At 63.2% G+C, this 23,978-nt stretch carries 17 protein-coding genes and 1 pseudogene; 8 read left to right on the top strand and 10 right to left on the bottom strand.

Going from position 1 to position 23,978, the window contains the following annotated elements; all coding sequences use genetic code 11:
* Positions 1-13: 13 nt before the first annotated feature.
* Complete coding sequence (locus XCC_RS02830) at positions 14-379, bottom strand: hypothetical protein (protein WP_011035795.1); 366 nt, start codon at positions 377-379, stop codon at positions 14-16.
* 516 nt (positions 380-895) lie between these two features.
* Here XCC_RS02830 and XCC_RS02825 point away from each other — a divergent pair.
* Entirely contained in the window at positions 896-1,708 is an 813-nt protein-coding gene (locus tag XCC_RS02825) for a hypothetical protein (protein ID WP_012439318.1), read from the top strand.
* A gap of 388 nt (positions 1,709-2,096) precedes the next feature.
* Here XCC_RS02825 and XCC_RS02820 read toward each other — a convergent pair whose 3' ends face one another.
* From XCC_RS02820 to XCC_RS02795, 6 genes are all read right to left on the bottom strand, one after another.
* The gene (locus XCC_RS02820; protein ID WP_043877940.1) at positions 2,097-3,374 is read right to left on the bottom strand and encodes a metal-dependent hydrolase family protein; all 1,278 of its coding nucleotides are present in this window, start codon (positions 3,372-3,374) and stop codon (positions 2,097-2,099) included.
* Between the two features lie 371 nt (positions 3,375-3,745).
* A complete protein-coding gene (gene lpdA, locus XCC_RS02815) occupies positions 3,746-5,593 on the bottom strand; it encodes a dihydrolipoyl dehydrogenase (protein ID WP_011035792.1) in 1,848 nt (615 codons plus the stop codon).
* Positions 5,594-5,609: 16 nt separating this feature from the next.
* The gene (locus XCC_RS02810) at positions 5,610-6,257 is read right to left on the bottom strand and encodes a hypothetical protein (protein ID WP_011035791.1); all 648 of its coding nucleotides are present in this window, start codon (positions 6,255-6,257) and stop codon (positions 5,610-5,612) included.
* Complete coding sequence (gene aceF, locus XCC_RS02805) at positions 6,254-8,011, bottom strand: dihydrolipoyllysine-residue acetyltransferase (protein WP_011035790.1); 1,758 nt, start codon at positions 8,009-8,011, stop codon at positions 6,254-6,256. Before aceF ends, XCC_RS02810 begins: the two co-directional genes overlap by 4 nt.
* Positions 8,012-8,137: 126 nt before the next feature.
* Positions 8,138-8,896: a YggN family protein gene (locus XCC_RS02800; RefSeq protein WP_011035789.1), complete on the bottom strand. Its 759-nt coding sequence runs from the start codon at positions 8,894-8,896 to the stop codon at positions 8,138-8,140.
* A 157-nt stretch (positions 8,897-9,053) separates the two neighbouring features.
* A complete protein-coding gene (locus XCC_RS02795; RefSeq protein ID WP_044474938.1) occupies positions 9,054-9,572 on the bottom strand; it encodes a DNA-deoxyinosine glycosylase in 519 nt (172 codons plus the stop codon).
* A 185-nt stretch (positions 9,573-9,757) separates the two neighbouring features.
* Between XCC_RS02795 and XCC_RS02790 the strand changes: the two genes are divergently transcribed.
* The 3 genes from XCC_RS02790 to XCC_RS02780 all read left to right on the top strand — a co-directional run bounded on the left by XCC_RS02790 (position 9,758) and on the right by XCC_RS02780 (position 11,754).
* Entirely contained in the window at positions 9,758-10,435 is a 678-nt protein-coding gene (locus XCC_RS02790; protein WP_011035787.1) for an OmpW/AlkL family protein, read from the top strand.
* Between the two features lie 175 nt (positions 10,436-10,610).
* Positions 10,611-11,195: a hypothetical protein gene (locus XCC_RS02785; RefSeq protein ID WP_225443837.1), complete on the top strand. Its 585-nt coding sequence runs from the start codon at positions 10,611-10,613 to the stop codon at positions 11,193-11,195.
* Complete coding sequence (locus XCC_RS02780) at positions 11,179-11,754, top strand: hypothetical protein (RefSeq protein WP_225443838.1); 576 nt, start codon at positions 11,179-11,181, stop codon at positions 11,752-11,754. Before XCC_RS02785 ends, XCC_RS02780 begins: the two co-directional genes overlap by 17 nt.
* A 56-nt stretch (positions 11,755-11,810) precedes the next feature.
* Here XCC_RS02780 and XCC_RS02775 read toward each other — a convergent pair whose 3' ends face one another.
* Positions 11,811-12,368 (bottom strand): hypothetical protein, encoded by a 558-nt coding sequence (locus XCC_RS02775; protein ID WP_011035784.1) that lies wholly within the window; start codon positions 12,366-12,368, stop codon positions 11,811-11,813.
* 147 nt (positions 12,369-12,515) lie between these two features.
* On the opposite strand from XCC_RS02775, the gene XCC_RS02770 reads away from it, so the two are divergent.
* Positions 12,516-13,883 carry an IS5-like element IS1478 family transposase gene (locus tag XCC_RS02770; RefSeq protein WP_011035783.1) on the top strand — a complete coding sequence of 456 codons (1,368 nt, stop codon included), beginning with the start codon at positions 12,516-12,518 and terminating at the stop codon, positions 13,881-13,883.
* Positions 13,884-13,902: 19 nt separating this feature from the next.
* On the opposite strand, the pseudogene XCC_RS02765 reads toward XCC_RS02770, so the two are convergent.
* Positions 13,903-14,528 (bottom strand): annotated as a pseudogene (locus XCC_RS02765) (IS3-like element ISXca1 family transposase); the annotation flags it as partial.
* Positions 14,529-14,704: 176 nt separating this feature from the next.
* Here XCC_RS02765 and yjjJ point away from each other — a divergent pair.
* The gene (gene yjjJ / locus XCC_RS02760) at positions 14,705-16,024 is read left to right on the top strand and encodes a type II toxin-antitoxin system HipA family toxin YjjJ (protein ID WP_230309669.1); all 1,320 of its coding nucleotides are present in this window, start codon (positions 14,705-14,707) and stop codon (positions 16,022-16,024) included.
* Between the two features lie 71 nt (positions 16,025-16,095).
* Here the strand turns inward: yjjJ and XCC_RS02755 are convergent, their stop codons facing one another.
* Positions 16,096-18,981, bottom strand: coding sequence for a TonB-dependent receptor plug domain-containing protein (locus tag XCC_RS02755; RefSeq protein ID WP_011035779.1), 2,886 nt, complete (start codon positions 18,979-18,981; stop codon positions 16,096-16,098).
* Positions 18,982-19,414: 433 nt separating this feature from the next.
* Between XCC_RS02755 and xopX (XCC_RS02750) the strand changes: the two genes are divergently transcribed.
* Together xopX (XCC_RS02750) and xopX (XCC_RS02745) are read left to right on the top strand one after the other, a co-directional pair.
* A complete protein-coding gene (gene xopX / locus XCC_RS02750) occupies positions 19,415-21,388 on the top strand; it encodes a XopX family type III secretion system effector (RefSeq protein ID WP_011035778.1) in 1,974 nt (657 codons plus the stop codon).
* 373 nt (positions 21,389-21,761) lie between these two features.
* The gene (gene xopX, locus XCC_RS02745; RefSeq protein ID WP_011035777.1) at positions 21,762-23,876 is read left to right on the top strand and encodes a XopX family type III secretion system effector; all 2,115 of its coding nucleotides are present in this window, start codon (positions 21,762-21,764) and stop codon (positions 23,874-23,876) included.
* Positions 23,877-23,978 lie beyond the last annotated feature (102 nt).

Here is a 23,978-nt window from a genome sequence, read left to right as displayed (position 1 = left end):
CTTTAAGTTCGAATCAACGCCTGGCCAGAGCCAGAACTTGAAAAATCAGCCCGATGGCGATACCCGCCAACAAGGCCAGAGGAGGCAGCCGCCACAGGGCAAAGCCCAGCGCCAGCGCCACGAAAACCAACACCCACTTCAGCACCATCGCCAGAATCAGACGGACCATGGCAATGCCCGCCGCCTGGATGCCGCCCCCCAGCGCCGTCCGCGCCGCCACCCAGCCGCCCAACACCGTCGCAAACCCGGTCAATGCCAGACCGGCAGAGTAACGGGGCCCCATCAGCAGCAAGCCCAGACTGGTTATAGCTACAGCGGCAAGCGGATATACCGCAGCGCGCAGCATCAGCCGCCGACCCGCGTCAACGGAGTTCAGCACTACGGGTACCTTGCGTGTGGATGGGTGGGAAGCGCAGATGCGCCTCGTCGAGCCGCGAAAGTATAGCAATTGGACAAATTGCGAGACAACCGGGAGAAGTCATGAACTTATTGCGACGCACCATGCCGGTGCCACGCAACGGGAGGAACTTTGCCACAAACCGGCTGTCAGAACCTGCGAGGCCTGCACATCCTCGTCGAAAGGTTCCACTGCAGGCTGCGTCTAGGAGCCCTGGGAGACCGGGGCTCCTGCTTTTATGACGCATTTTGTCGCACCCCCACTTTCCCACCTCCGGTCCAATCCGCCGACCTCCGCGGCGGTGTGACAGCACTCAGACACCACAATGGTGCGTATTGACCCGGATGTCGCGGGACAGGCCAAGCGGACCGTTTTGTCCGATTGCTAGGAAGTTCTTCACTTCGGTACCACAACGCTTTCACTTTTGGTGGACGCGCTTTTACCGATAGTGCGCGCCACAGGCCCGATCGCCTGCCTACCAAGAATACGGAGCTCCCCATGAAACACCTGCTCGCACTGGCCATCCCGTGCGTTTTGGCCGCTGCCTATGCAGCGCCTGCCCACGCCGAAGATACCGATGATCGCTTCCAGATCCGTCTTGGCGCGATGAACATCGATAACGACAACACCCTGCGTGGCAACACCGTGGTGGCTGGCAACGAAATCTCCCTGGACCAGGATTTCGATTTCGGTGGCAAGGAATGGGAGCCGCGCATCGATGGCGTGTTCCGCATGAGCACCCGCCAGCGCTTGATCTTTGACTACTTCAAGTACGACAAGGATCGCCGCGAGACCCTGGGCGAAGACGTCAGCGCCGGTGGCTTCACCGTGCCGAGCGGCAGCTTCATCAAGGGCGAGCTCAAGTACCAGGTGGCCAGCCTGGTGTACGACTACTCGGTCGTCGACAGTCCGGAATTCAGCCTGGGCCTGCAGATCGGTGCCGAATACGCCAAGGTCGAGGCCAACGCCTACGCCGACCTGGGTGACGTGTTCACCGGCGACGTGCTCGACGAGAGCGAAGACGGCGTGGCACCGGTGGTGGGTATCCGCTTCACCGCACGTCCGAGCGAGCATTGGCTGTTCAACGTGCAGGGCCAGTACCTCAACACCAGCTGGGGCGATTTTGGCGACTACTCAGGCGACCTGAGCCGTGCCAATGCGATGGCCGAATACCGCTTCACCAAGAACTTCGGCATCTTCGCCGGCTACGACTGGTTCAAGCTCGACGTCGACCAGCGCGGCAGCGATGGCCTGATCGGCCTGAAGCAGGAGTTCAAGGGCCCGGTTGCAGGCGTGACGTTCGCGTTCTGATCTGCGCTGCACCTGTGTGACGCAACGCCCCGCCTTGTGCGGGGCGTTGTGGTTTTGGTGTTTGCATCTGCGCCTGCGTCTGCATCTGCGCGTTACTCCACGCATTGCGTGCAGCATGCGCAATGCGCGATCGCAGCGTAAACCTGGGATGCGCGTCTCACCGCATACCCCCCCTGCTTGCCTGCCGCGTGCTTCATGCGTGATCGCAGCGCCACCGCCAGCGGCTACCTGCTATCCAGGCTGATGAAAAACCGCACCACTGCACGTGCCACACACCGCGTGCTGCGCGATAGATCAATGCTCGCTAGCAGAGCGTGACGCGCTCATGCACTGCACCGCGCTGCCGCACTGCCCCGTAACACCGCAGCGCGGCATCAGTTGCAACGCTTCAATCGGCGACGCGTTCGCCGCCCTTGATCACGCTCTCCACCTGCATCAGCACGCTCACGTCCTGCAGCGGATCGCCGCTCACCGCGATCAGATCGGCATAGCGCCCCGGCGCGATGGCGCCGACGTCGGCACTGCGCCCCAATGCATCGGCGGCGTCTACGGTGGCGGCGCGAATCGCCTCCAGCGGGGTCATGCCCCACTCCACCATCTTGGCGAACTGGCGCGCGTTGTCGCCGTTGGGATACACGCCGGCATCGCTACCGAACACCAGCCGCACGCCCGCCACATGTGCGGCGCGAAAGGTCTCGCGTTGCTTGCGCCCGATCTGGCGCTCCTTCTCCAGCGACTCGGCAAACAAACCGTTCTTTTCGCCCTCGGCCAGGATGTAGTCGTCGTTGTAGATGTCCATCGAAAACCAGGTGCCGTGCGCCTTGGCCAGCTTGAAGGATTCGGCATCGGCCAGGCTGGCGTGCTCGATGGTGTCGGCGCCGGCACGGATCGCATCGTTGATGCCGGCGGTGCCGTGCGCATGCACGGCGACCTTCAAGCCCAGGCGATGCGCCTCGTCCACCAGCGCGCGCATTTCCTCCAGGCTGTATTGCTGCCCGCCAACGCTGTCGGTCTTGGACAGCACGCCGCCGGTGCCGCAGAACTTGATCACTTCGGCGCCGTATTTGCGCAGCGTGCGTACCGCCGCGCGGATCGCATCCGGGCCATCGGCCACACCGGGGCCGGTGACGCGCACCGATGGCGGGAACTCGGTGGCATCGCAGTGCCCTCCGGTCGCGCCGATGCCGTAGGTCGCCGGCACGATACGCGGCCCCGGCACGGTGCCGCGCTCGATCGCCTGCTTGAGCGCGACATCGTCGTAGTTGAGCGAACCAACATTACGCACCGTGGTGAACCCTGCGCGGAGCGTCTTGGCGGCATTGGCCACGCCCACCACGGTCCAGAAATTGTCGGTGTATTCCAGGCCCTTGTAGCCGCCCAATGTGGGATCCACGGTGAGATGCACATGCATGTCGATCAGCCCGGGCAACAGCGTGCGCTCGCCCAGGTCGATGCGCTGCGCCTGTGGTGGCAGCGGGTCGCCCTGGCGACCGACACGCGTGATACGGCCGGCGACGACGTCGATCTGCGGGCGCTCCACATAGCGTCCTGCCTGCACATCCAGCAGGCGGGCGGCGGTGATGACGGTGGTCTGGGCGTGCGCGCTCAGCGATGTGCACGCGCACCCTGCGGCGACCAGCAACGCCGACATCCTTACCTTGACCATCCGTTGTCTCCCCAGGCGCGAACCCGGTGTCCGCGGCTCGATGGTGCAAGCGCGCTGCCTGGCGTGCAAGCTGCGCTGCGGGGTCATGTTGGTGGTTGCAGCATCGCGGTTGCAGTAGCGTCGCACGATGCTGCGGTGATGGAGCCACATTCGCGCACGCAGTGGCGCCAGCGCGTGGCAGCACGCGCCACTGCTCGCGCAGGATGGACAGGACGCGCCCAACGCTGCCCTTGCCGATACCGGCGCACATCACGCGTGCGCTGGCATCCGCCGTCGAGTCGACCTTCGAATCGGTTATGCGCAGGCATGCCTGCCTAACGACAAACGCCCCGCAATGCGGGGCGCTGTCAGCACACAAGACGCGGTGCGGTTTACTTCTTCTTGGGAATGTACAGATCGGTGATGGTGCCGTCGTACACCTCGGCCGCCATGCCGACCGACTCGCTCAGGGTCGGGTGCGCATGGATGGTGTGGCCGATGTCTTCGGCTTCGGCGCCCATCTCGATGGCCAGGCCGATTTCGGCCAGCAGATCACCGGCATGCACGCCGACGATCGCACCACCAATGATGCGGTGAGTCTCTTCGTCGAAGATCAGCTTGGTGAAGCCTTCGGTGCGGCCGATGCCGATCGCACGGCCGCTGGCGGCCCACGGGAACTTGGCCACGCCCACCTTCAAGCCCTTGGCCTTGGCCTCGGTTTCGGTGACGCCCACCCAGGCGATTTCCGGATTGGTATAGGCAACCGACGGAATCACCCGCGCCACCCATTCCTTCTTCTCGCCGGCGGCCACTTCGGCGGCCAACTTGCCCTCGTGGGTGGCCTTGTGCGCCAGCATCGGGTTACCGACGATGTCGCCGATGGCGAAGATGTGCGGCACGTTGGTGCGCATCTGCCGGTCCACCGGGATAAAGCCGCGTTCGGTGACGGTGACGCCGGCCTTGTCAGCGCCGATCTTCTTGCCGTTGGGCGAGCGACCCACCGCGACCAGCACCCGATCGAAGGCGGTGGCCTGCAGGCCAGGCTTTTCGCCTTCGGTGGCCGCTTCGAACGACACCGTGATGCCCTTGGCATCGGCGCTGACGTCGGTGGCCTTGGTCTTGAGATGGACCTCGACGCCCTGCTTCTTCAGGCGGTCGGCCAGTGGCTTGACCAGGTCCTTGTCGGCGCCCGGCATCAGCTGATCCATGAACTCGACCACGGTGACCTTGCTGCCCAGCGCGCTGTACACCGTGGCCATTTCCAGGCCGATGATGCCGCCGCCGACCACGAGCAGGGTCTTGGGGATGTCGTGCAGTTCCAGCGCGTCGGTGGAGTCCATCACGCGCTTGTCGTCCCACGGGAAGTTCGGCAGCTTCACCGCCTGCGAACCGGCGGCAATGATGCAGTGCTCGAAGCGCAGCAACTGGGTCTTGCCGTCGTCGCCGACGATCTCCAGCTCGTTGGGCGAGACGAAGCTGGCCACGCCGGTGACGGTGCGCACCTTGCGCTGCTTGGCCATGCTGGCCAGGCCGCCGGTGAGCTTGCCGACCACTTTTTCCTTGTACTCGCGCAGCTTGTCCAGGGTGATCTTGGGCTGGCCGAAGTCCACGCCGAAGTCGCCGGCGTGGGCCACTTCATCGATCACCGCGGCGGCGTGCAGCAGCGCCTTGGACGGGATGCAGCCGACGTTGAGGCAGACGCCGCCCAGGCTGGCGTAGCGCTCGATCAGCACCGTGTCCAGGCCCAGGTCGGCAGCGCGGAACGCGGCGGTGTAGCCGCCAGGGCCGGCGCCAAGCACCACCATCTTGCATTCGATATCGGCGGCCTTGCCGCTGGCCAGCGCCGGCTTGGACGCGGCCGGTTCGGCCGGGGCGCGGTGCGACGGGGTCACCGGCGGCTTGCTGCCGGGTGCGGCGGCCGCGGGGGCCGCAGCAGGCGCAGCGGCCTTGGTCTCGGCCTTGGTCTCGGCCTTCGGCGCGGCGGGTGCGGCAGCGGCCTCGCCTTCGGTCTCCAGCAGCAACACCACTGCCCCTTCGGACAGGTTGTCGCCAATCTTGACCTTGAGTTCCTTCACCACACCGGCGGCCGAGGACGGCACTTCCAGCGTGGCCTTGTCCGACTCCAGCGTCACCAGGCCCTGGTCCTTGACCACGCTGTCGCCAACGGCGACCAGCACTTCGATGACGGGGACATCGCTGTAATCGCCGATGTCCGGAACCTTGATTTCAATGACCGCCATTTGCTTCTCCTGTGGCTTAACCGGCGGTGCCGGCAAGCGTCTGCTGGAGTTCATCCAGCGACGATTCGATTTGGGTCCAGCGCTTGTCGCGCTTCTTTTCCTTGCCTTCGCTGGCTTCGATCAGCAGCGCGGCCTGCTGCAACAGCAACTCGCCAACGCCGCAGCTCGGGCGCGTGCCGCTGTAGCGCACGCCATCGACCAGGAACGACAGCACTTCGCCCTCGGTGACCGGCGCGGTCTGGCCGCTCGGCGCGAGCTGCGTCAGTGCCGTGGTCCAGCTGCCGACCAGGCGTTGCGCCAGCGCCGCCGGGATCGGGATCTCGACGGTTTCGGGGGTCTGTTCGGTGCGGAACTGCACCGCGCCGCGGTCGGTCTGGCTGACCCAGCTGTAGACCCGCTCGTCGGCGCGGCTGAAGCGCACCGTCCAGTCGCTGCCGGACTTGCCCGGCACCAGCGCGATGCCGCTTTCGACACCACGCGTGGGCAGGGTCAGCAACGACAGCATCGGCTTGGCGCCGCCATCCAGCAGCGTGGTCACCGCGGTGCCGTAGTTGCCCACCGCCGGCGGCCAGCCGCGGCCCAGCGTGCTGGCGCACTCGCGTGCGGCCGCGGACGACCACGGCAGCACACCCAGCAGGGCGAGCGTCAGCAGCGTTGCTCTCACAGCAGGACGCGTCGCATGTCGGCGAGCACCTGGCTGAGATAGGTGGTGAAGCGCGCGGCCAGCGCGCCGTCGATGACGCGGTGGTCGTAGCTCAACGACAATGGCAGCATCAGCTTCGGTGCGAAGTCCTTGCCGTTCCAGACCGGCTGCATCGCCGACTTGGACACGCCCAGGATCGCCACTTCCGGTGCATTGATGATCGGCGTGAACGCGGTGCCGCCAATGCCACCGAGCGAGCTGATCGAGAAGCAGCCGCCGCTCATGTCGGCCGGGCCCAGCTTGCCGTCGCGTGCCTTCTTGGCCAGCTCGCCACTTTCCTGCGCGATCTGCAGCACGCCCTTCTTGTCGACGTCGCGGATCACCGGCACGACCAAGCCGTTCGGGGTGTCAGCGGCAAAGCCGATGTTGATGTACTTCTTCAGCGTGAGGTTTTCGCCGGCCGCGTCGAGCGAGGCGTTGAACTCGGGGAACTTCTTCAGCGCCGCGGCACTGGCCTTGATGAGGAAGGCGAGCATGGTCAGCTTGATGCCGGCCTTTTCGTTTTCCTTGTTCAGCGCCACGCGCAGGGCTTCCAGGTCGGTGATGTCGGCCGATTCGAACTGGGTGACGTGCGGGATCATGGCCCAGTTGCGCGCCAGGTTCGCACCGGAAATCTTCTTGATGCGCGACAGCGGCTGGGTTTCGGTTTCGCCGAACTTGCTGAAGTCCACCTTCGGCCAGGCCAGCAGGTTCAGGCCGTTGCCACCACCGGCCGGTGCGGCACCGGCTGCGGCCGGCGCGCCGCCGCTGAGTGCGGCCTTGACGAAGCGCTGCACGTCTTCACGGGTGATCCGGCCGCCCTTCTCGCTGCCCTTGATCTGGTTCAGATCCACGCCGAGCTCGCGCGCGAACACGCGCACCACCGGGCTGGCATACGGCACCTTGGACGGCAGCACGCTGTCGGCATCGAAGGTCACCGGCGGGCTGCTCGGGGTGCCGGGCGCTGCCTGGGCCGGCTGCGATGCCGCGGTGGACCGTGCCGACTGCACCTGCGCGATCTCGCGCTGGGCCAGCTTGTCCGGCTCGGCCGGGACGGCCACCGGCTCGACCTTGCCGGCGGTTTCAGCGGTGTCGGTGGTGGGCTTGGCCGGGGACTGCGCCGCACCGGCGCCGCCATCGCTGGCAGCGATGATCGCCACCAGATCGCCCTGCGACAGGCTGTCGCCGACCTTGACCTTGAGCTCCTTGATCACGCCGGCCACAGACGAGGGCACTTCCATCGTGGCCTTGTCCGATTCCAGCGTGACCAGGCTCTGGTCCTTGGCGACGGTGTCGCCCACCGCCACCAGCACTTCGATCACCGGCACGCCGCTGTAGTCGCCGATGTCCGGCACACGGGCCTCGACCTGACCGCCGTCGGACGCTGCGGCAGGCGCGGCCTTGGCAGCCGGCGCAGGAGCGGCAGCAGGTGCGGCCTTGGCGGGCGCAGCGGCAGGCGCTGGCGCCGCAGCCGTCTCGGCACCGGCATCGGCATCGGCTACTTCGATCAGCGCGACCAGCGCGCCCTGCGACAGGCTGTCACCGACCTTGACCTTGATCTCCTTGACCACGCCGGCCACCGACGAGGGGACTTCCATCGTGGCCTTGTCCGATTCCAGCGTGACCAGGCTCTGGTCCTTGCTGACCGTATCGCCGACCGACACCAGCACTTCGATCACCGGGACATCGCTGTAGTCACCGATATCGGGGACAAGTGCTTCCTTGATTTCGGCCATACGGGAACTCCGGCAACAGAATGGGGAAACCCCTATTGTGGCCGGCCGGGAGCCGCAGCGCCAACCATTGCCGCGGAAAAAATCGCACGCGTGGCGGGATGCAGCGTCCGCGCAGGGGCTGCACGCTTACTTGGCAGGGCGTCGATCCACCTGCAACAGCTGCAACGGCGCGCCTGACGGCAGACGATACGCCAGCGCATTGTCCAATGCGTCCAGCGCCTCCATCCGCGTGCACAACTGCTGCGCACGCGGCCGCAGCGCGCGCGCCTGCGGCTCGACCAGCCGCTCGATGCGCTGCTCCAGGCCGTCGAGCGAGCGCAGCTGCGCGCCGTTGCCGGTCATCGCCGCCTGCACGGTGCTGGCCACGACATCGCCGATCAGTTGCGGCAGCATCTCCGCCACCAGCGTGCCGATTTCATCGTCGATATCCACCGGCGTCAGCTGGCTTTTGCCGAAGCTCTGCTTCAGGCGCAGGTCGACCTTGTCGCGCACGCTGGCCAGCTGCGTCCGGGTGGCCGACGGATCCCGGCTGAAGCCGGCCGCCACTTCGCCGAGCGCGGTAATGGCGATATCGGCCGCCTCGCGCCCGACCTCCTGCGCCAGCGGCAGCACGGCGCGGGTCTGCTGCTCGAACTGGACCAGACGGTTGCGATCGTCGTCGCTCAACGTCACCCAGCGGTCGTCGACGAACAGCGCGCCCTGGCGCATGACCAGCCGCTGCGGCGTGCCGCTGTCGCGGATCAGGATCAGGCTGCGCGGATTGAGCGTGAGGTCGTAGTCCATGTTGACCTCGCAATGCAGCTCATCGGCGCTGGCCACACCACCAGCTGCGGCCAGGCAGGCGCCCAGTGCAATGGCGAACGTGGTCCGGTACGTGATTGCCATCCAGCTTCTCCCTTATGTGCTGTGGCCGATGATGCGCAGCGCGCCACCGCCGCGCGTGTGCCTAAGGCGGGCATGACTTCTGGCGACGCATGGTGTTGCATGCGCGCGCTGCAACGCGCTGAGAACGTCCGCGTGCGCGATCTGTCATGCTTGGCAGCTAGCGCAGCGCATCGCGCACGGGCTGCCACGCCGCGCACAACCGCGGCAGCGACCACGCAGCATTGGCCGGGCTGGTCGAGGGCACGGCCTGCACCGGTAGGCGCGTCAGCGGCGGCGACAACGCCGGTTGCACGTGGCGGCGCCACGCCTGCGCGGCGGCACTGCCGTTGCACACCACAAGGCGCAGCTGCGGCAGCGTGGCCAACCGCTCGGGCAGCGGATTCACCACGATGCTGCCCGGCACGATCGCCGCATCCAGGCTGCCGCGGCGTGCGCATTCGCCGATTACATCCCAGAGCCCGACGCCGCGCTCGGCCAGTTGCTGCAGGCGTGCGTCATACGGCGCGTCTGCATCGATGCCGAGCAATTGCTGCATCACCGGCCAGAAGCGATTGCGTGGATGTGCATAGTAGGCATGCGCATGCAATGAAGCGCTGCCGGGCATCGATCCCAGCACCAGTACACGGCAATCCGCCGCAATTTCTGCGGGCAATCCACGCAACAGCGGTGTTTGCATCGTCACGGCGAACGCATCTGCGTGAATGCACTTTCAGCATTGAATCCAGCAATCACGGTCTTCTCGGGAAAGTTCCTGAACAAACGAAATTTTAGCGAGCCGCAGGTGGGCGTGGATTCAGATTTTCAGGAATAGCTTTGGCGCGGCCCACTCCAAGGGCCTAACAATAAGACGAGGAGACCCTCATGCGTTCCATTTCCATCCTGAGCCTGGCTGCTGTATCCGCACTTGCGATTGCACCGTCCGCGTTCGCGCAGGAGGCCACCTACACCGGTGACACCTCTTCGACCGCCATGTCCAGCAGCAGCGACACCGCATCCGGCAAGCATTGGGCCGTAGTCGGCGGCGTTGCGCTGATCAAGCCGAAGAACGACCCGGCTCCTGGCCTGGACGTCGACGGTGGCCCGGCGCCGACCCTGAGCGCCAGCTACTACATCAATGACAACTGGGCCGTCGAACTGTGGGGCGCAGCCGACAAGTTCAACCACCGCGTCAACGCCGATGGCGTGGGCAAGGTGGGCACTGTCGAGCAGCAGCCGATCGCCATCAGCGGCCAGTACCACTTCGGCCAGGCCGACAACGTGTTCCGTCCGTTCGTGGGCGTGGGCTACTACGAGTCGAACTTCAGCAACGAGAAGATCGACGCAGCCTCCACCACCGGTCAGCACGTGGGCGTGGATACCGCCAAGGGCGTGATCGGCACCGTGGGCGTGGACATGAACATCAACTCCACCTGGTTCGCACGCGCCGACGCCCGTTACATGCGTTCGCGTCCCGAACTGCGTGTGGGTGGTGCCGGTACCGGCAGCGAGCTGGAACTGGATCCGTGGACCGTCGGCTTCGGCGTCGGCGCTCGCTTCTAAGCACACCGATTGGCTAGGCACCTTAAAAACAGGCCCGCGAGGGCCTGTTTTTTTGATCAAACCCTCAGTCCTAAGGGGCTTCTGCGTTTAGGATTCTGTTGCGGCACATCGCGTAGAAATTGGCGCGATTTCCTCACATATATATGGAGATATTATGCACATAAGATGCCATGCAATGGCGATATTTCTTCTCGCACTCGTATCCTTTGGAACTCAGGCTCAGACAACTGTCCCTACCACAGGACTTGGAACCTGCATTGACTTCATAACTTCCCAATCAACGACACTTACCGGACAAATAAACACCAACACTACTTTTAAGATCGCTTACGGCTCGGCCAGCTATACGGACATGCCAAATAAAATTGTATATATCCGCAATTATAGCTGCGCGAGTCAAGATATGCCGGGCATGTATTTTACAGTCTCAGTCCTAGCCCATGAGTTTGGCCATGTGAAATTCAACTATTCGTTTGCCAAAACGACTCGGCAAGCATATATAGATGAAGCATGCAAGATGGAAGGACTTGCCGTAACAAATAACATAGTTGCAAGGAATGAAATATCGATTTCCACTCAAAATAGCATAGACATTAAGCTTGCAGCATCAAATCCCGATCAGCTTTTCGGGATTTACTCTGCTGGAGGACCTAATGTCGCATCAAATGTTGGAAAATCGTTCTGCGCAAATAACATAACCTCAACCACAGGACAGAACTATAACGTATATTATGGAGAGCAGTATGACAAACTTCCTTAACAGATCATCATATCCCTACTTTATAATAACACTCCTTGCTGCTTTGATTGCACCTTCAGCATATGCAACTAAAATTTCAGCAGCGACAGCAGCGGATGCTGCTCGTGCGTTTGAACTAGCCGAAGAAATTTCGAGAAATCTCAAAAAATCACCCTCTGAATTTATTAATTCATGGCCTGGAGCCAGAATTTCGACGCCAAATTCAGAAAACGAAGGCATGTACAACGTCAGCGGAGGAACATTAAAATTAGGTGATCACCTAACTGCTAAGGACTCTTCCATCTTCATATCGGCCGATAAGAAAAAGATCGAGTCAGTCCTACTCAATCTGGAAGGTTCCTGCGTTTCTCGTCAGGACTTCAAGATTCGATATCCGAATTATCTGATTTCAAATATTCCGAGAGGACAGAGTAGTTCAGAAACATTGACTCTGGCCGTTATTAAAAATCAGGAGAAGATGGAGTTTTCGTTCCCAGAAACCTCCCCAGATTGCCTAAGTGCCATTCGCATAGCGCCAGCAGACGCACAGATGCTTAAAGCTGCGGAAGCATTTAATTAATAAGGCATACTTGAAAATTGTTACTGCCAGCGCCGAGAGGGCTGGCAGTAACAGGATCACCGCCAGTAAACGCTACCGCGCAGGCTCGCGCTGCGCCAACGCCACCACAGCAAGGTGGCATACGCGAGTGCATAACCGAGCAATACGCCGGCCGCGCCCAGCAGGCTGGCATGACTAAGCCAGCCCTCCGTAGGCCACACCACACCTTGCCATGCGCTGCGCCAGCCCTGCACCATGCCGGAGATGACGCGTACCACCACCAACGCCGTCACTGCTAGCACCAGCCACAAATTGGGCCGGTAAAACAGGCCCTGCTGCGTACGTTCGAAGCGGGTCAACCGCAACGCCAGCAGACCCAAGGCCAGCCCGCAGGCCCAGCCGAATGCGGCATGGCTGATCGCGCAGGGCCAGAACGCGGCGGCAACCAGCGCGAAAATGACGAACAACACGTTGGAGAGCGCAGCCGAGGCCAGATTGATCATCAACAACCATCCGCGGGCCTGTCGCCGCGCAGTACCGACACGGAAGCGCTGCACCAGCGACAACGGAAACAGCACCGCGAATACCGCCAGAGCGATGATCACGGCCAGCGGAATAGCGAGGAGAAGTGGCATCAGATACTCAGTTGCGGCGAACAGTGGTTAGTCGCCCCTGAAAAACCCCCAATCACCCAACGCCCGCAAGGCCTTGATGTCTGCAGTGGCGTGCCAGAACTACCAGTTTTCGCTACGCTGAAGGCTGGTTTCTGGCAATTTCCACTCATGCATACACGCCGTCCTGCTGCCGAGCACATGCCTGCCGAGGAGTTGTTTCGTTCGCGCCTGGAGAACCAGATCGATCTGCGGCATCCGCTGGCGCAGCTGAGCCAACGGATGCCGTGGACGGCGTTGGAGCAAGCACTTTCATCGCGCTTGCCGGCCACCCAGGCTGGTGGCGGTCGGCCGGCATTGCCGGTGCGGCTGATCGCCGGTTTGCTCTACCTCAAACACGCCTACGACCTGTCCGATGAGGCGGTGTGCGAGCGTTGGCTGGAAAATCCGTATTGGCAGTTTTTCACTGGCGAGGTCGTGTTCCAGACGCGCTTGCCGTGCGATGCCAGCTCGCTGACGCGCTGGCGTCAGCGGCTTGACGAAGCGGGGATGGAAGAGTTGCTGGCACACACCATCAACGCTGCACATGCCATGCAGGCGGTGGACGCACGCGAGTTGTCGCGGGTGATCGTGGACACCACGGTGCAGGAAAAGGCGATTGCCTATCCGACCGATAGTCGGTTGCTGGAGGTGGCACGCAAGAAACTGGTGCTGCTGGCCAAGCGTTACGGCATCGGGTTGCGGCAGAGCTACGCACGGCAAGGTCCGGCCCTGAGCCGCAAGGCGGGCCGCTATGCGCATGCACGCCAGTTCAAGCGCATGCAGCGCGTGCTGCGACGTCAACGCACGGTCTTGGGGCGGGTGTTGCGCGATATCGCGCGCAAGCTGGACCAGGTGGAACCCGGCGTGCGCGAGCGCATCGCGGTCTGGCTGGAACGTGCGCAACGGCTGTACACGCAGCGTCCGAAGGACAAACAAAAACTGTACGCATTGCATGCCCCGGAAGTGGAATGCATCGGTAAGGGCAAGGCGCGTCAAGCGTACGAATTCGGCGTCAAGGTCGGCATTGCGGTCACCGCCTGCAAGGGATTGGTCGTGGGTGCGCGTAGCTTCCCGGGCAACCCGTACGACGGCGACACCTTGGCCGAGCAGCTGGAGCAGACACGCGGGTTGCTGCAGGATCTGAGCGTAGAACCGACGGTGGCGATCGTGGACCTGGGCTATCGCGGGCGCGAGGTCGATGGCGTGCAGGTGCTCCATCGTGGCAAGGCCAAGACGCTGACGCGACGGCAATGGCGCTGGATCAAACGACGGCAGGCGGTGGAACCGGTGATCGGACATCTGAAAGACGACTGCAGGTTGCGTCGCTGCAGGCTGAAAGGTGCACAAGGCGATGCGCTGCACGTACTCGGCTGCGCCGCCGGCTACAACCTGCGCTGGCTGCTGCGCTGGATCGCGTTTTTGCGTGCCTGGATGCGGGCGATGGGATGGCCATCCTTTAGCGCCGTGCCGCTGTCGCCGATGACACTTGGTGCTTGAAGGGGGTTTTTCAGGGGCGACTGATTACCTCGTTGGGATGCCGCGCTGGCCGTAACGGCTGCCGCTGTGCCGCCGGGAACTTGGCCTTCTTGCGCCGGCGCACGCTCAGCTTCGCCTCGCGGTACAGACGGTAGATCTTCTTATGGTTCACCTGCGGAAACTCCGGGCGCAGCAGGTCGTGCAGGCGGCGATAGCCGAAGCGGCGACGCGCCTGCGCCAGTTCCACCAGTCTGGCCGACAGGGTTTGCGTCGCCGGCGTGGGTGTCGGCGCGTGGCGGAAAGCATCGCGGGAGATCCCCGCAAGGCGACAAGCCCGGCGCTCGCTGATCGACGTCAGCTCGCACATGCGCCGGATTGCCTCGCGCTTGCGTTGCGGGGCTAGCGTTTTACCCCGAACCCGACCTTCAGCGCCTCGATGTCCAGGTGCGCCTCGGCCAGCAACCGCTTCAGGCGGTTGTTCTCCTGCTCCAGCTCCTTCAGGCGCTTCGCGTCTTCGGCCTCCATGCCGCCGTACTTGGCCCGCCACTGGTAGAAGCTGGCCGGGCTGAAACCGTGCTGGCGGCACAGCTCAGCCACCGCCATCCCGGCATCCGCCTGCTTGATGAATCCGATGATCTGCTCGGTGGTGAAACGACTCTTCTTCATGTCCGTCCTCGTGGTTGACGGACTTTACAGCTTCACGTGGTACGGCTCAGCGGGGGCAGGTCACGTAGAATTTCTTACGGCTTAGTATCGTTTCAGACATCGTTTCAAAAGCTGCGTTTCATGCCCCGTATAGCTGTGTGGAGCGCCTGATCACCACGCTGCGCGTCAACGGCCCCATGCGTGGGGCCGAGTTGGCGGTGCGCGTGGGCGTGAGCCGGCCGACTCTGTCTCGCCTAGTCGCAGATGCAGGCCCTGCGGTGCTGCGTTATGGCAGGGCGCGCAGCACCGGCTACGCGGCCACCGGTGAACTGCGGGGCGAGCGTATGTGGCCGCTCTATCGGATTGATCACGATGCCCGCGTCATACCGCTGGGCCAACTATTGGCACTCCACGACGACCACTTCTTTGTCGAACTTTTGCAGGACAACCCCGTTCTATTGCATTCGCCATTGGACACCGGCGTGTTCGCATCGCTGCCCTGGTTTATAGACGACCAAAGGCCGCAGGGATTTCTTGGTCGCAACCTGGCACACCGTATTTCTGCGCCGTTGCGCCTTCCGGACAACTTGGCGCTGTGGTCGCCCAGGGACAACCTTGTGGCCATGCTGTCGGTTGGTCACGACCAGCCTGGCGATCTGCTGATCGGCGAGCGCGCACTGGCTCTGGCTTTGGCGGCGATCGAACACCCTGAAGTTATCGCCACGCAGGCACGCACCGAGGAATATCTCAGTCGCGCCGAAGCTGCATTGCGCGGCGAGGCCGTTGGCTCGTCTGCCGCCGGCAAACAGCCGAAGTTCACCGCAGTGCTGAAGGAACGCGAAGCATACCGACCCGTGATCGTCAAGTTCACCGATCAGATCGATCAACCCACCGGCCGGCGCTGGGCGGATCTTTTACAGATGGAATGGTTGGCCAGCCAGATTCTCGTTGCCGCCGGCATCCCTGCTGCGGCAACACAGGTACTGCAGGCAGGCGGGCGCGTCTTTCTCGAATCGACACGCTTCGATCGGACTGCTGCGTTAGGCCGACGCGGATTCGTCTCGCTGATGTCGCTGTTTGCGTCCTTTTATGGCGACGCAAACGTCAGCACCTGGCGAACACTTGCTCCACTACTCAAACGCGATGGCTGGCTGAGCCCGGAAGACGCCGAGCGCCTGGAAGTGATCAGCTGGTTCGGGACCCTCATCGGCAATACCGACATGCACCTGGGCAATGCCGCACTGGTACTCGCCGATACCCTGCCCCTGCAGCTTGCCCCGGTGTACGACATGTTGCCGATGGCGCTGCGCCCGGCATCCAGTGGCGAAGTCGTGCACAGAGACATCGAGATTCCGCCGCCCACCGTGGATCAATTCGCCCAATGGCGGCGCGCTGCCGGAATGGCCGAGCAGTTCTGGCAACATGCGATCGACGACGACACTCTGAGCGAACAGATGCGCGGCATTGCCACGCGCGCGTTGGCAAGCTTGCGTCGAACCGCATCACGCCTTGCCTGACCATGTGGCATCAACACCGCACCACACGCCGCGGTGCAATACCGTGACGTGCGATGCGGCACCACCTTCACTCAGAACGTAAACACATACTCCGCCGCCACTTCGCGGCCGATCGGGTTGAACAGCGTGGTGTTGTAGAACCCGTAGCCGTAGAAGCGCTCCTTGTTCTCGTAACCCACCTCGTTGAACACATTGTTGACGTAGAAGTTGACCTTGGCGTGGTCGGTGATTTTGTAGCCGGTGCTCAGGTTCCAGTAGATCGCCGGGCCCACGCGGCCAAAGTAGCGCTTGCTGGTCTCGCCCAGATGCACGTTGGCGGTATCGGTCACCAGGCATTCGTCGGCGGCGCTGGGCTGGTAGCCGTCGTCGAAGCGTGCGCAGGTGCCCCAGTTGACCGCACGCATCGAACCGAGCCGGCGGAAATACACCGTCCAGTCCCAGGCGCCGCCGTTGTCCCAATGCACGCTGCCACGCACGCGGCTGCGCACGCGTTCGTCGCGGCGGTTTTCGTCGCTGTCGGTGCGGTAGATCTGCTCGCGGTAGGCGATCAGGGTGTTGTAATCCAGCGACAACTGGAAGTTGCCCCAGCCGGCGGTGCTCAGGCGGTATTTCAGCGATGCGTCGATGCCGGAGGTTTCCATCTGCGCCAGATTGATCGGGCCACGCTCGATGCTGGCGATGGTGCCGTCGGCATTGCGCAGCACGCGCGAGGTGATGGTGTCGCAATAGCCTGCCCCGCCCGGATTGTTCCAGGCGCCGCCGCTGACGGTGGTGCCGGTGCGGCAGCCGGCTTCGGCCGACAGGATCTCGTCGCGATCCAGATCCTTGATCATTTCCTCCAGTTGGATGCGGTAGTAATCCACGCTCAACGACAGGCCTTGCGCGATATCCCACACCACGCCGCCGGTGAACGAACGCCCGGTTTCCGAGCGCAGATCCGGCGTGCCGCGGCGGTTTACATCCACGGTGTAGTAGATGTTGCTGTTCTCGTCATTGCAGCTGCCGGTCAGATACGCGCCGGAGGAAATGCAGCGGTATTGGTCGATCACCGTCTGGTTGGTGGAGCTGGGTTCGCCGAGCACGTAATGCATGTCCGGCGCGCGGAAGCTGGTGGCCAGCGTGCTGCGAAACAGCAGGCTATCGATGGGCCGCCACTCCAGGCCGGCGCTCCAGGTGGTGTCGCTCTGCGTGCCGACTTCGGTCTGCACCGCCGAGGATCGGTAATTGCCATAGCGGTCGTAACGGCCGGCGATATTGGCGCTTAGCGTGGACAATAGCGGGATCTGCAATTCCAGCCCGGCCGAACTGCGCAGGCGTTCGCCGCCGCCGCTGTCGACAACGTCCACCGGGTAACACGCGTTGGCGCACGGGTCTGGCGACAGTTGGTAGCCCTGCTTGGCCACTTCGGCCACGGTGGCAAAGCGGATCGGCCCGGCCCAGCCCTGGAACAGATCGCCACTGAGACTGAAAGCGGCCTGATTCACCCACGAATAGGCCGAGTTGTGCGACTTCACCACCAATGAATCGTATTGCTCCGAGGACAGCGGCGCGTACCAGCGCGCGGTGTTGACCGCATAGATGGCGCTGCCATCGGCGGCGGTGCCCAACGGGCTGCCGAGGAAATAGTCGGTGGCGCGCGCGGTGTCCACGGTGCGCACGTATTCGTCCACGGTGTAGCGCGAGCGGCCCACGCTCAGTTCCCAATCGAAACGGTCGGCCCACACGCCGCGCAGGCCAGCGCTGAGGTCCCAGGATTGTTCCTTGTTGTAGTTGGCCAGGCGGTCCCAGCCACCGGCCTCGCGGCGCGTCATCTGGCGGATCGCATACAACGAGCGGCCGGTGTCGGCATCCTGGAACGGGCCCAGATACGCGTACGGCGGGTTGTAGGTCCAGCGGCCGATGCTGCGGTTGGCCGAGAACGTGGCCCAGGCTTCGGTGTGCTCGCCGAAGCGCCAGGTGCCGTAGAGATACGCCGAATAATCTTCGCTGCCGGTGACCAGGCCCCAGTCCGCGTAATCGCGCGCCATGCCGCAATAATCGCCGGCGTTGGTGAGCGCGCCGTTGTTCTGGTTGTAGCTCAGCCGCGAGGCATCGACGAATTCGCCACCGAAGCGCGCGCAGGTGCCCGCTGGCGGCGCCAGGCGTTCGTTGGTGTTGGCATCGACCAGGCTCAGGCCGGTGAACGGGTTGAACCCGTACAGGCGGTTTTGCCCGGTCCAGTTGGAATAGGACATGTCGTCCGAATCGTCCATCTGTGCGCGGTCGCGCCCACTCAGTGGGTCGCGCCGGGTCGCCTGCAGCGCGTAGGTCAGGCTCCAGTTCTCGCCGGTGCGGCCACCGGCCCAGGACACATCGAAACTGTCGCGGCCGCCCTCGGTGGCGGTGCCGCCGCGCAGGCGCACCTGGTCGCCCTGGTAGTCGCGCTTGAGGATCACGTTGACCACGCCGGCCACGGCATCGGAGCCATAGATCGCCGAGGCGCCGCCGGTGAGGATCTCGATGCGCTCCACCGCGGCGGAGGGAATATTGCTGTAGTTGGAGAAGTTGCTTTCGCCGCCGTAGGGCAGTGGGTAGTCGGCCACGCGGCGGCCGTTGACCAGCAGCAGCGTGCGCCCCGGGCCGAGGTCGCGCAGATTGATCGGCGAGGCATTGGGCGTATGCGATCCCCACTGCGTGTCGGCTTCCACCGAGCCTTGCTGGTTCATGCTGTTGAGCACGTCGTAGACGGTGGCGAAGCCTTCTTGCTGGATCTGCTGCGCGGAAATGGTGACCACCGGTTGCGCACCTTCCACCTGGGCCCGCTTGATGCGCGAACCGGTGACGCTGACGGCGTCCAGGGTGGAGGTGGCACGCGGGCTGTCCGCGTCGGTTTGCTGAGCGCTGGCCGGTTGCACGGCGGCGCCCAGCGCGAGCGAGAGGGAAATCGACAAGGCAAGGCGATGACTGCGGCAGTTCATAAGATCCCCGGGAGAGGCCGGCATGGCCGGCGTGGCGTTCCACTGCAACGACGCCTGCGAGCGATGCACCGCATCGCCGCCCCCCTGTCCGATGGCCCCCCGACCGTTCGGCGCAAGCGCCTGCCCAGCGACGCTAGGGCTGTGATGACATCGGTGTCAACATCCCGGCATAAATATGTGATGCCCGCCTCAAAACAGCCCATTCGATGTTGTGCTGCACGCCTCTGATCGGATCACAGCGTGCCCATCCATGCGCAGCCGGCGGCACAGGAATCACTACGTTGACGCATCGCTACCGTTGTCACCGCCTGGTTGGGCACTTCCGGCGGCAGCGCGCCAGTTCGCATATCAAGTTGAGCCGGGTGCTCGCGCATGGATTATGAAAGAACACCAAACACCGCGATTTGGTGTCCCCACCGAACGGAGATATCCGATGGAGATCAAGAAAGCGCAGTCGGCAGGCCCGTCCTCGCAAACCGAGTTGCAGAACGCACGCGAGCGCGATGAAGGTATCGTGGAACTGCAACCTGCCGCATCACCGACATACTCCCAGGTCAACCCGGCGCTATCGGCACTTGTCCCGCTCAGCCGGTCAAACTCTTCGTCTGGCACATCCGCTGCAGCCAATATTGCCGCGCACGCGAAGTCCGCGCTGGCAAACGGCGTCCGTCACGCATCCACCGCTGTATCGCGAGCCGCGTCCGATCTGTGGTCGCTCTCCGACCTGCGCACGATGCTGCAGATGCACGCAAACGATCCCGCATTTCTGGAGATCCTGCGCGGCAGCGATCCGGAACACGCCACGCAACACACCTTGGCGTCTTGTAGACAGCAAATGGAGGAGCTCGGCGAGCTGATCAAAAATACAGAAGGGCTGGAAACGCATCAGGGTAAGCAGTTGCTGGGCGACATCAAGAAGGTAATGAACGCCCTGCAGCCGCTCGACCACGCCACACCGGCCACCTCACGTGTATTGAAGTCGATCATCAATCTTATCAATTTCTGGCCGGTCGTGGTTCCCAGCCCGCTGATGGGCAAGCAAGCAAAAACCTTCGCCTTCACGATGTCCACGGCCACTAAGGGCGTGCTTGCGATGTCGGCCTCGGCGTTGCGACCCAGCGCCGACGGCTTGCCGTTTCCATTCGCCGGAGGCCAGCTAGGGCGCGACGCGAACGAAATGCATCTCTACAACGTGCTGATCAACACACTGTTCCTCACCACCGAACTTCCAAAGAAATTCGGCGATCAGGCGTTGCGCAAAAACGCCGAGGCGGTCAGCCAAAGTGTGGGATATGCCGCAGGCATTTCAGTGAGCTTCACGGCGATTATGTTGACCCCATTTCTGTGGAGCAGCCTCAGCAAACTCGGCAACACGATGCTGAACAACACGGCGCGCCTGGGCGCGGCCGCAGCACAGGCAGCGGGACTGAACAACCAGGCGCAGCAACTTCGTGCCCGCCTGACGCCTGCCCGGATCAATCAAGAGGTGCGCTTGCAGTTGCAGGAAATCCGCGAACAACTGGACGCCGCCTGCAGCGCCTTCCGGCAGGCCCGCAGCAGCTTCGTCCATCAGGATGGAGGGCAGGAACTCACCAGGACGGTGAATGCACAATGCACACACCTGCTGGAAACCTTGGACATGTGCAGCAAACGACTCGCCAGCGTGCTGCATCTGGATGGCAACCAGACGCAGAGTCTGCCGCGTGAGCTACGCAACCAGGATGTCTCCTCCAAGGTGGCACTGATGATACTGGCCACTGCGGTGACCGGCTCGACGATCTACCTTATCCAACCGGATCGGTTGGGCACGATCAATCTGCTAAGCGACACCTGCATCGTCACGGCCGTGATGGCGCAATCGGTATGGAACAAGCAAGCCACCCGGCAGGACGCAATGGAACGTTTCAAGGGCATGTGCGGCGGCAGCATGGTCATCGCGCTTGCGCTGGGCGCAGAGAAATTGTCCAAGACGTTCGCCGACAATAGCCTGATCGAGTCCTCGCCCAATGCGCAGTTCTATGCCGGCGCCGTCATGTCGCTGATGGCGGTAACGATGCCGGGCCCGATCGCACGCGGCGCTGAGTTGGCGATGAATTTCGCAGGAAGCAGACTTAAGCGCCTGTTCACCGGACCGGAGGGCACTCCGCTGGCAACCAGTGCTCCCTCCTCTGTCGAAGAACTGCAGGAGAGAACGCGGACCACGTTGGCGTATCTGATGAGCCTGACACCGGAAGAGTTGGATCAGTACGAGCAGATCGCGGGGGAATCCATGCTGCAAGCGATCCAGGAAGCCGGCGACGCGGCGCAGGCCGGGCCCAGCAGCAGCGTCACCATCACCGAGATCGATGACAGCCAACCCGCCCCGCGAACAGAGGCCGGGAGCGCGGACCCGCCGCGCTCCGGCTGAGGGCCCCGCGCGGAAGGTCCGGTCCCGGCAATCGCGGCCAAGCCTGTAGCACCAGCCGCGCGGCATGTCGCGGGATGCGTGTCGGTCACTATGATGTCAACACCCCGACATAAATACGTGGCATCCGCCTCAAAATAGCCCATTCGATGCTGTGCTACAGGTGTGTGATCGGATCACAGCGTGCCCATCCATGCGCAGCTGGCGGCACCGGAATCACTACGTTGGAGCGTCGCTACCGTTGTCACCGCCTGGTTGGGCACTTCCGGTGGCAGCGCGCAGTTCGCATATCTGGTTGAGCCGGGTGCTCGCGCGCGGATCATGAAAGAACACCAAACACCGCGATTTGGTGTCCCCCACCGAACGGAGATATCCGATGGAGATCAAGAAAGCGCAGTTGGCAGGCCCGTCCTCGCCAGCCGAGTTGCAGAACGCACGCAAGCACGATGAAGGTATCGTGGAACTGCAACCTGCCGCATCGCCGACACAGCCCCCGGTCAACCCCGCGCTATCGGCACTTGTCCCGCGCAGCCGCTCACGCACTTCGTCTGCCAGTTCCGCGCCAACGTCGCCCGTGGAGCCATCCTCGCCCGCACCGCAGGCGTCACACTCGGCACGGGCGACTGCTCTATCCACTGCCAAAACGCTTACCGCGCGCGCGAACTCCGCGCTGACAAGCGGCGTCCAGCATGCATCCGCTGCAGTGTCCAAGGCCGCTTCTGATCTCTGGTCGCTGGCGGATCTGCGCACCATGCTGCAGATGCATGCAGACGATCCCGCATTTCTGCAAATGGTGCGCCACACCGATCCGGAACAGGTCGCGCCGCACAGCCTGGCCGCGTGCCGCCAGCAGATCACGCAGCTACGCGGCGCCATCGAATCTGCAACCGGTCTGGAAACACGCTTTTGTCAGCAATTGCTCAACGACGCCGAAGCCGTGGAAAATGCGCTGCAGCCGCTGGAGCATGGGACACCTGCAGCAGGGAGGGCGCTGAAGTCGCTGGCCAATCTGGTCAATCTCTGGCCCCTGGTAGTGCCCAGCCCGCTGCTCGCCAACCAAGCCAAGACTTTTGCCTATTCCATTGCTGCAGCAACCAAGGGCGTGATGAGTCTATCGGCATCGGCGCTGCGCCCCACCGCCGATGGGCTTCCGTTCCCGCTGATGGGCGGTCAGCTGGGGCGCGAAGCCAACGAAATGCATTTCTACGCCATCCTGCTCAACGGATTGTTTCTCGCCACCGAACTGCCAAAGAAATTCGGCAACCCGTCCATGCGACAGCAGGCCGAAGCGGTGGAAAACAACCTGGGATTTGCCGCGGCCGCATCCACGGCCTGCACAGCGATGGTGCTGACGCCCTTTCTCTGGAACAGCCTCAACGCGCTCGGCAATCGAATGCAGCATGGCGTCTCCCACCTGGGCGCGGGTATCGCGGACCGTGCCGGCCTTCAGACGCAGGCTCAGCGGTTGCGTGCGCGCCTGACGCCCGGACAGATCAGCCAGGAACTGCGCACGCAACTCAACGAGATCTGCGCCGCTCTGGAGCTTGGCCGCGACGCTTTTCGAAAAGCGCGCCGAGACTTCACCGAACCCGGCACAGGGCACGAACTCACCCGCACGCTCAATGCGCAATGCACGCATCTGCTGGAGACGCTCGATCAGTGCACCAAGCGCCTGAGCACTGCGCTGCAAGTCGACCAGGACCAGCCAGCCACCATCCCGCGCCAACTGACCAACCAGGATTTCTCTTCCAAATTGGCATTGGCATTGCTGGCTGCCGGCGTGACGGGGCTGACCGTCTACCTGATCCAGCCGGATCGGATCGGCACGGTGGACCTGCTGGCCGACACGGCCGTGGTGACGACCGTGATGATGCAGTCGGCGTTGAACAAGCACGCGACCCGCCAGGACACGATGGAGCGCTTCAAGGCCATGTGCTCCGGCAGCATGGTCATGGCGCTGGCGCTGGGTGTGGAAAAACTGTCCAAGACGTTCGCAGACAAGAGTCTGATCGAAGCATCGTCCGCATCGCCCTACTACGCTGGCGCGATCATGTCGCTGATGTCGATGACGATGCCTGGCCCGATGGCGCGCGGCGCGGAACTGGCGATGAACTGGGGCGGGCGTCAGGTCATGCGGGTGTTCAAGGGACCCGATGGGACCCCGCTCGCAACCTGCATGCCGTCCTCGCCCGAAGAGCTGATCCAGACCGTACAAGACACGGCGAAGTATGTGGCAAGTCTGCCGCCGGAACAGGCGCAGAAGTACGCGCAGATAGTTGAAGATAGCGTCCTGCAAGTGATTAAGGGCGCGGGAGCGGGTGCGGAGACCAAGCCCGGCAATAGCGTCACGATCACCGAAATCTCCGAAGTCACCGAGCCGGACGAGGCCGCCGAGGTCGCGGTACAGACCGCCTCCCCGGAACCGGAAGCGATTACGCAACCGTACCCACTCAGCGATGACGCAACACTGCGCACAGCGGGTTCGCCCTGACATTGCAAACAACGGCAATGGGCTGCCAGCACCCGCCTGCGCAGTAGTGGTGTGCACACAAAAGACCCCGCCGAAAGGCGGGGTCTTTTGTGTGCTGCAACA

This window comes from Xanthomonas campestris pv. campestris str. ATCC 33913, assembly GCF_000007145.1.
Lineage (GTDB): Bacteria > Pseudomonadota > Gammaproteobacteria > Xanthomonadales > Xanthomonadaceae > Xanthomonas > Xanthomonas campestris.
This window is presented reverse-complemented; position numbering and strand designations above follow the sequence as displayed.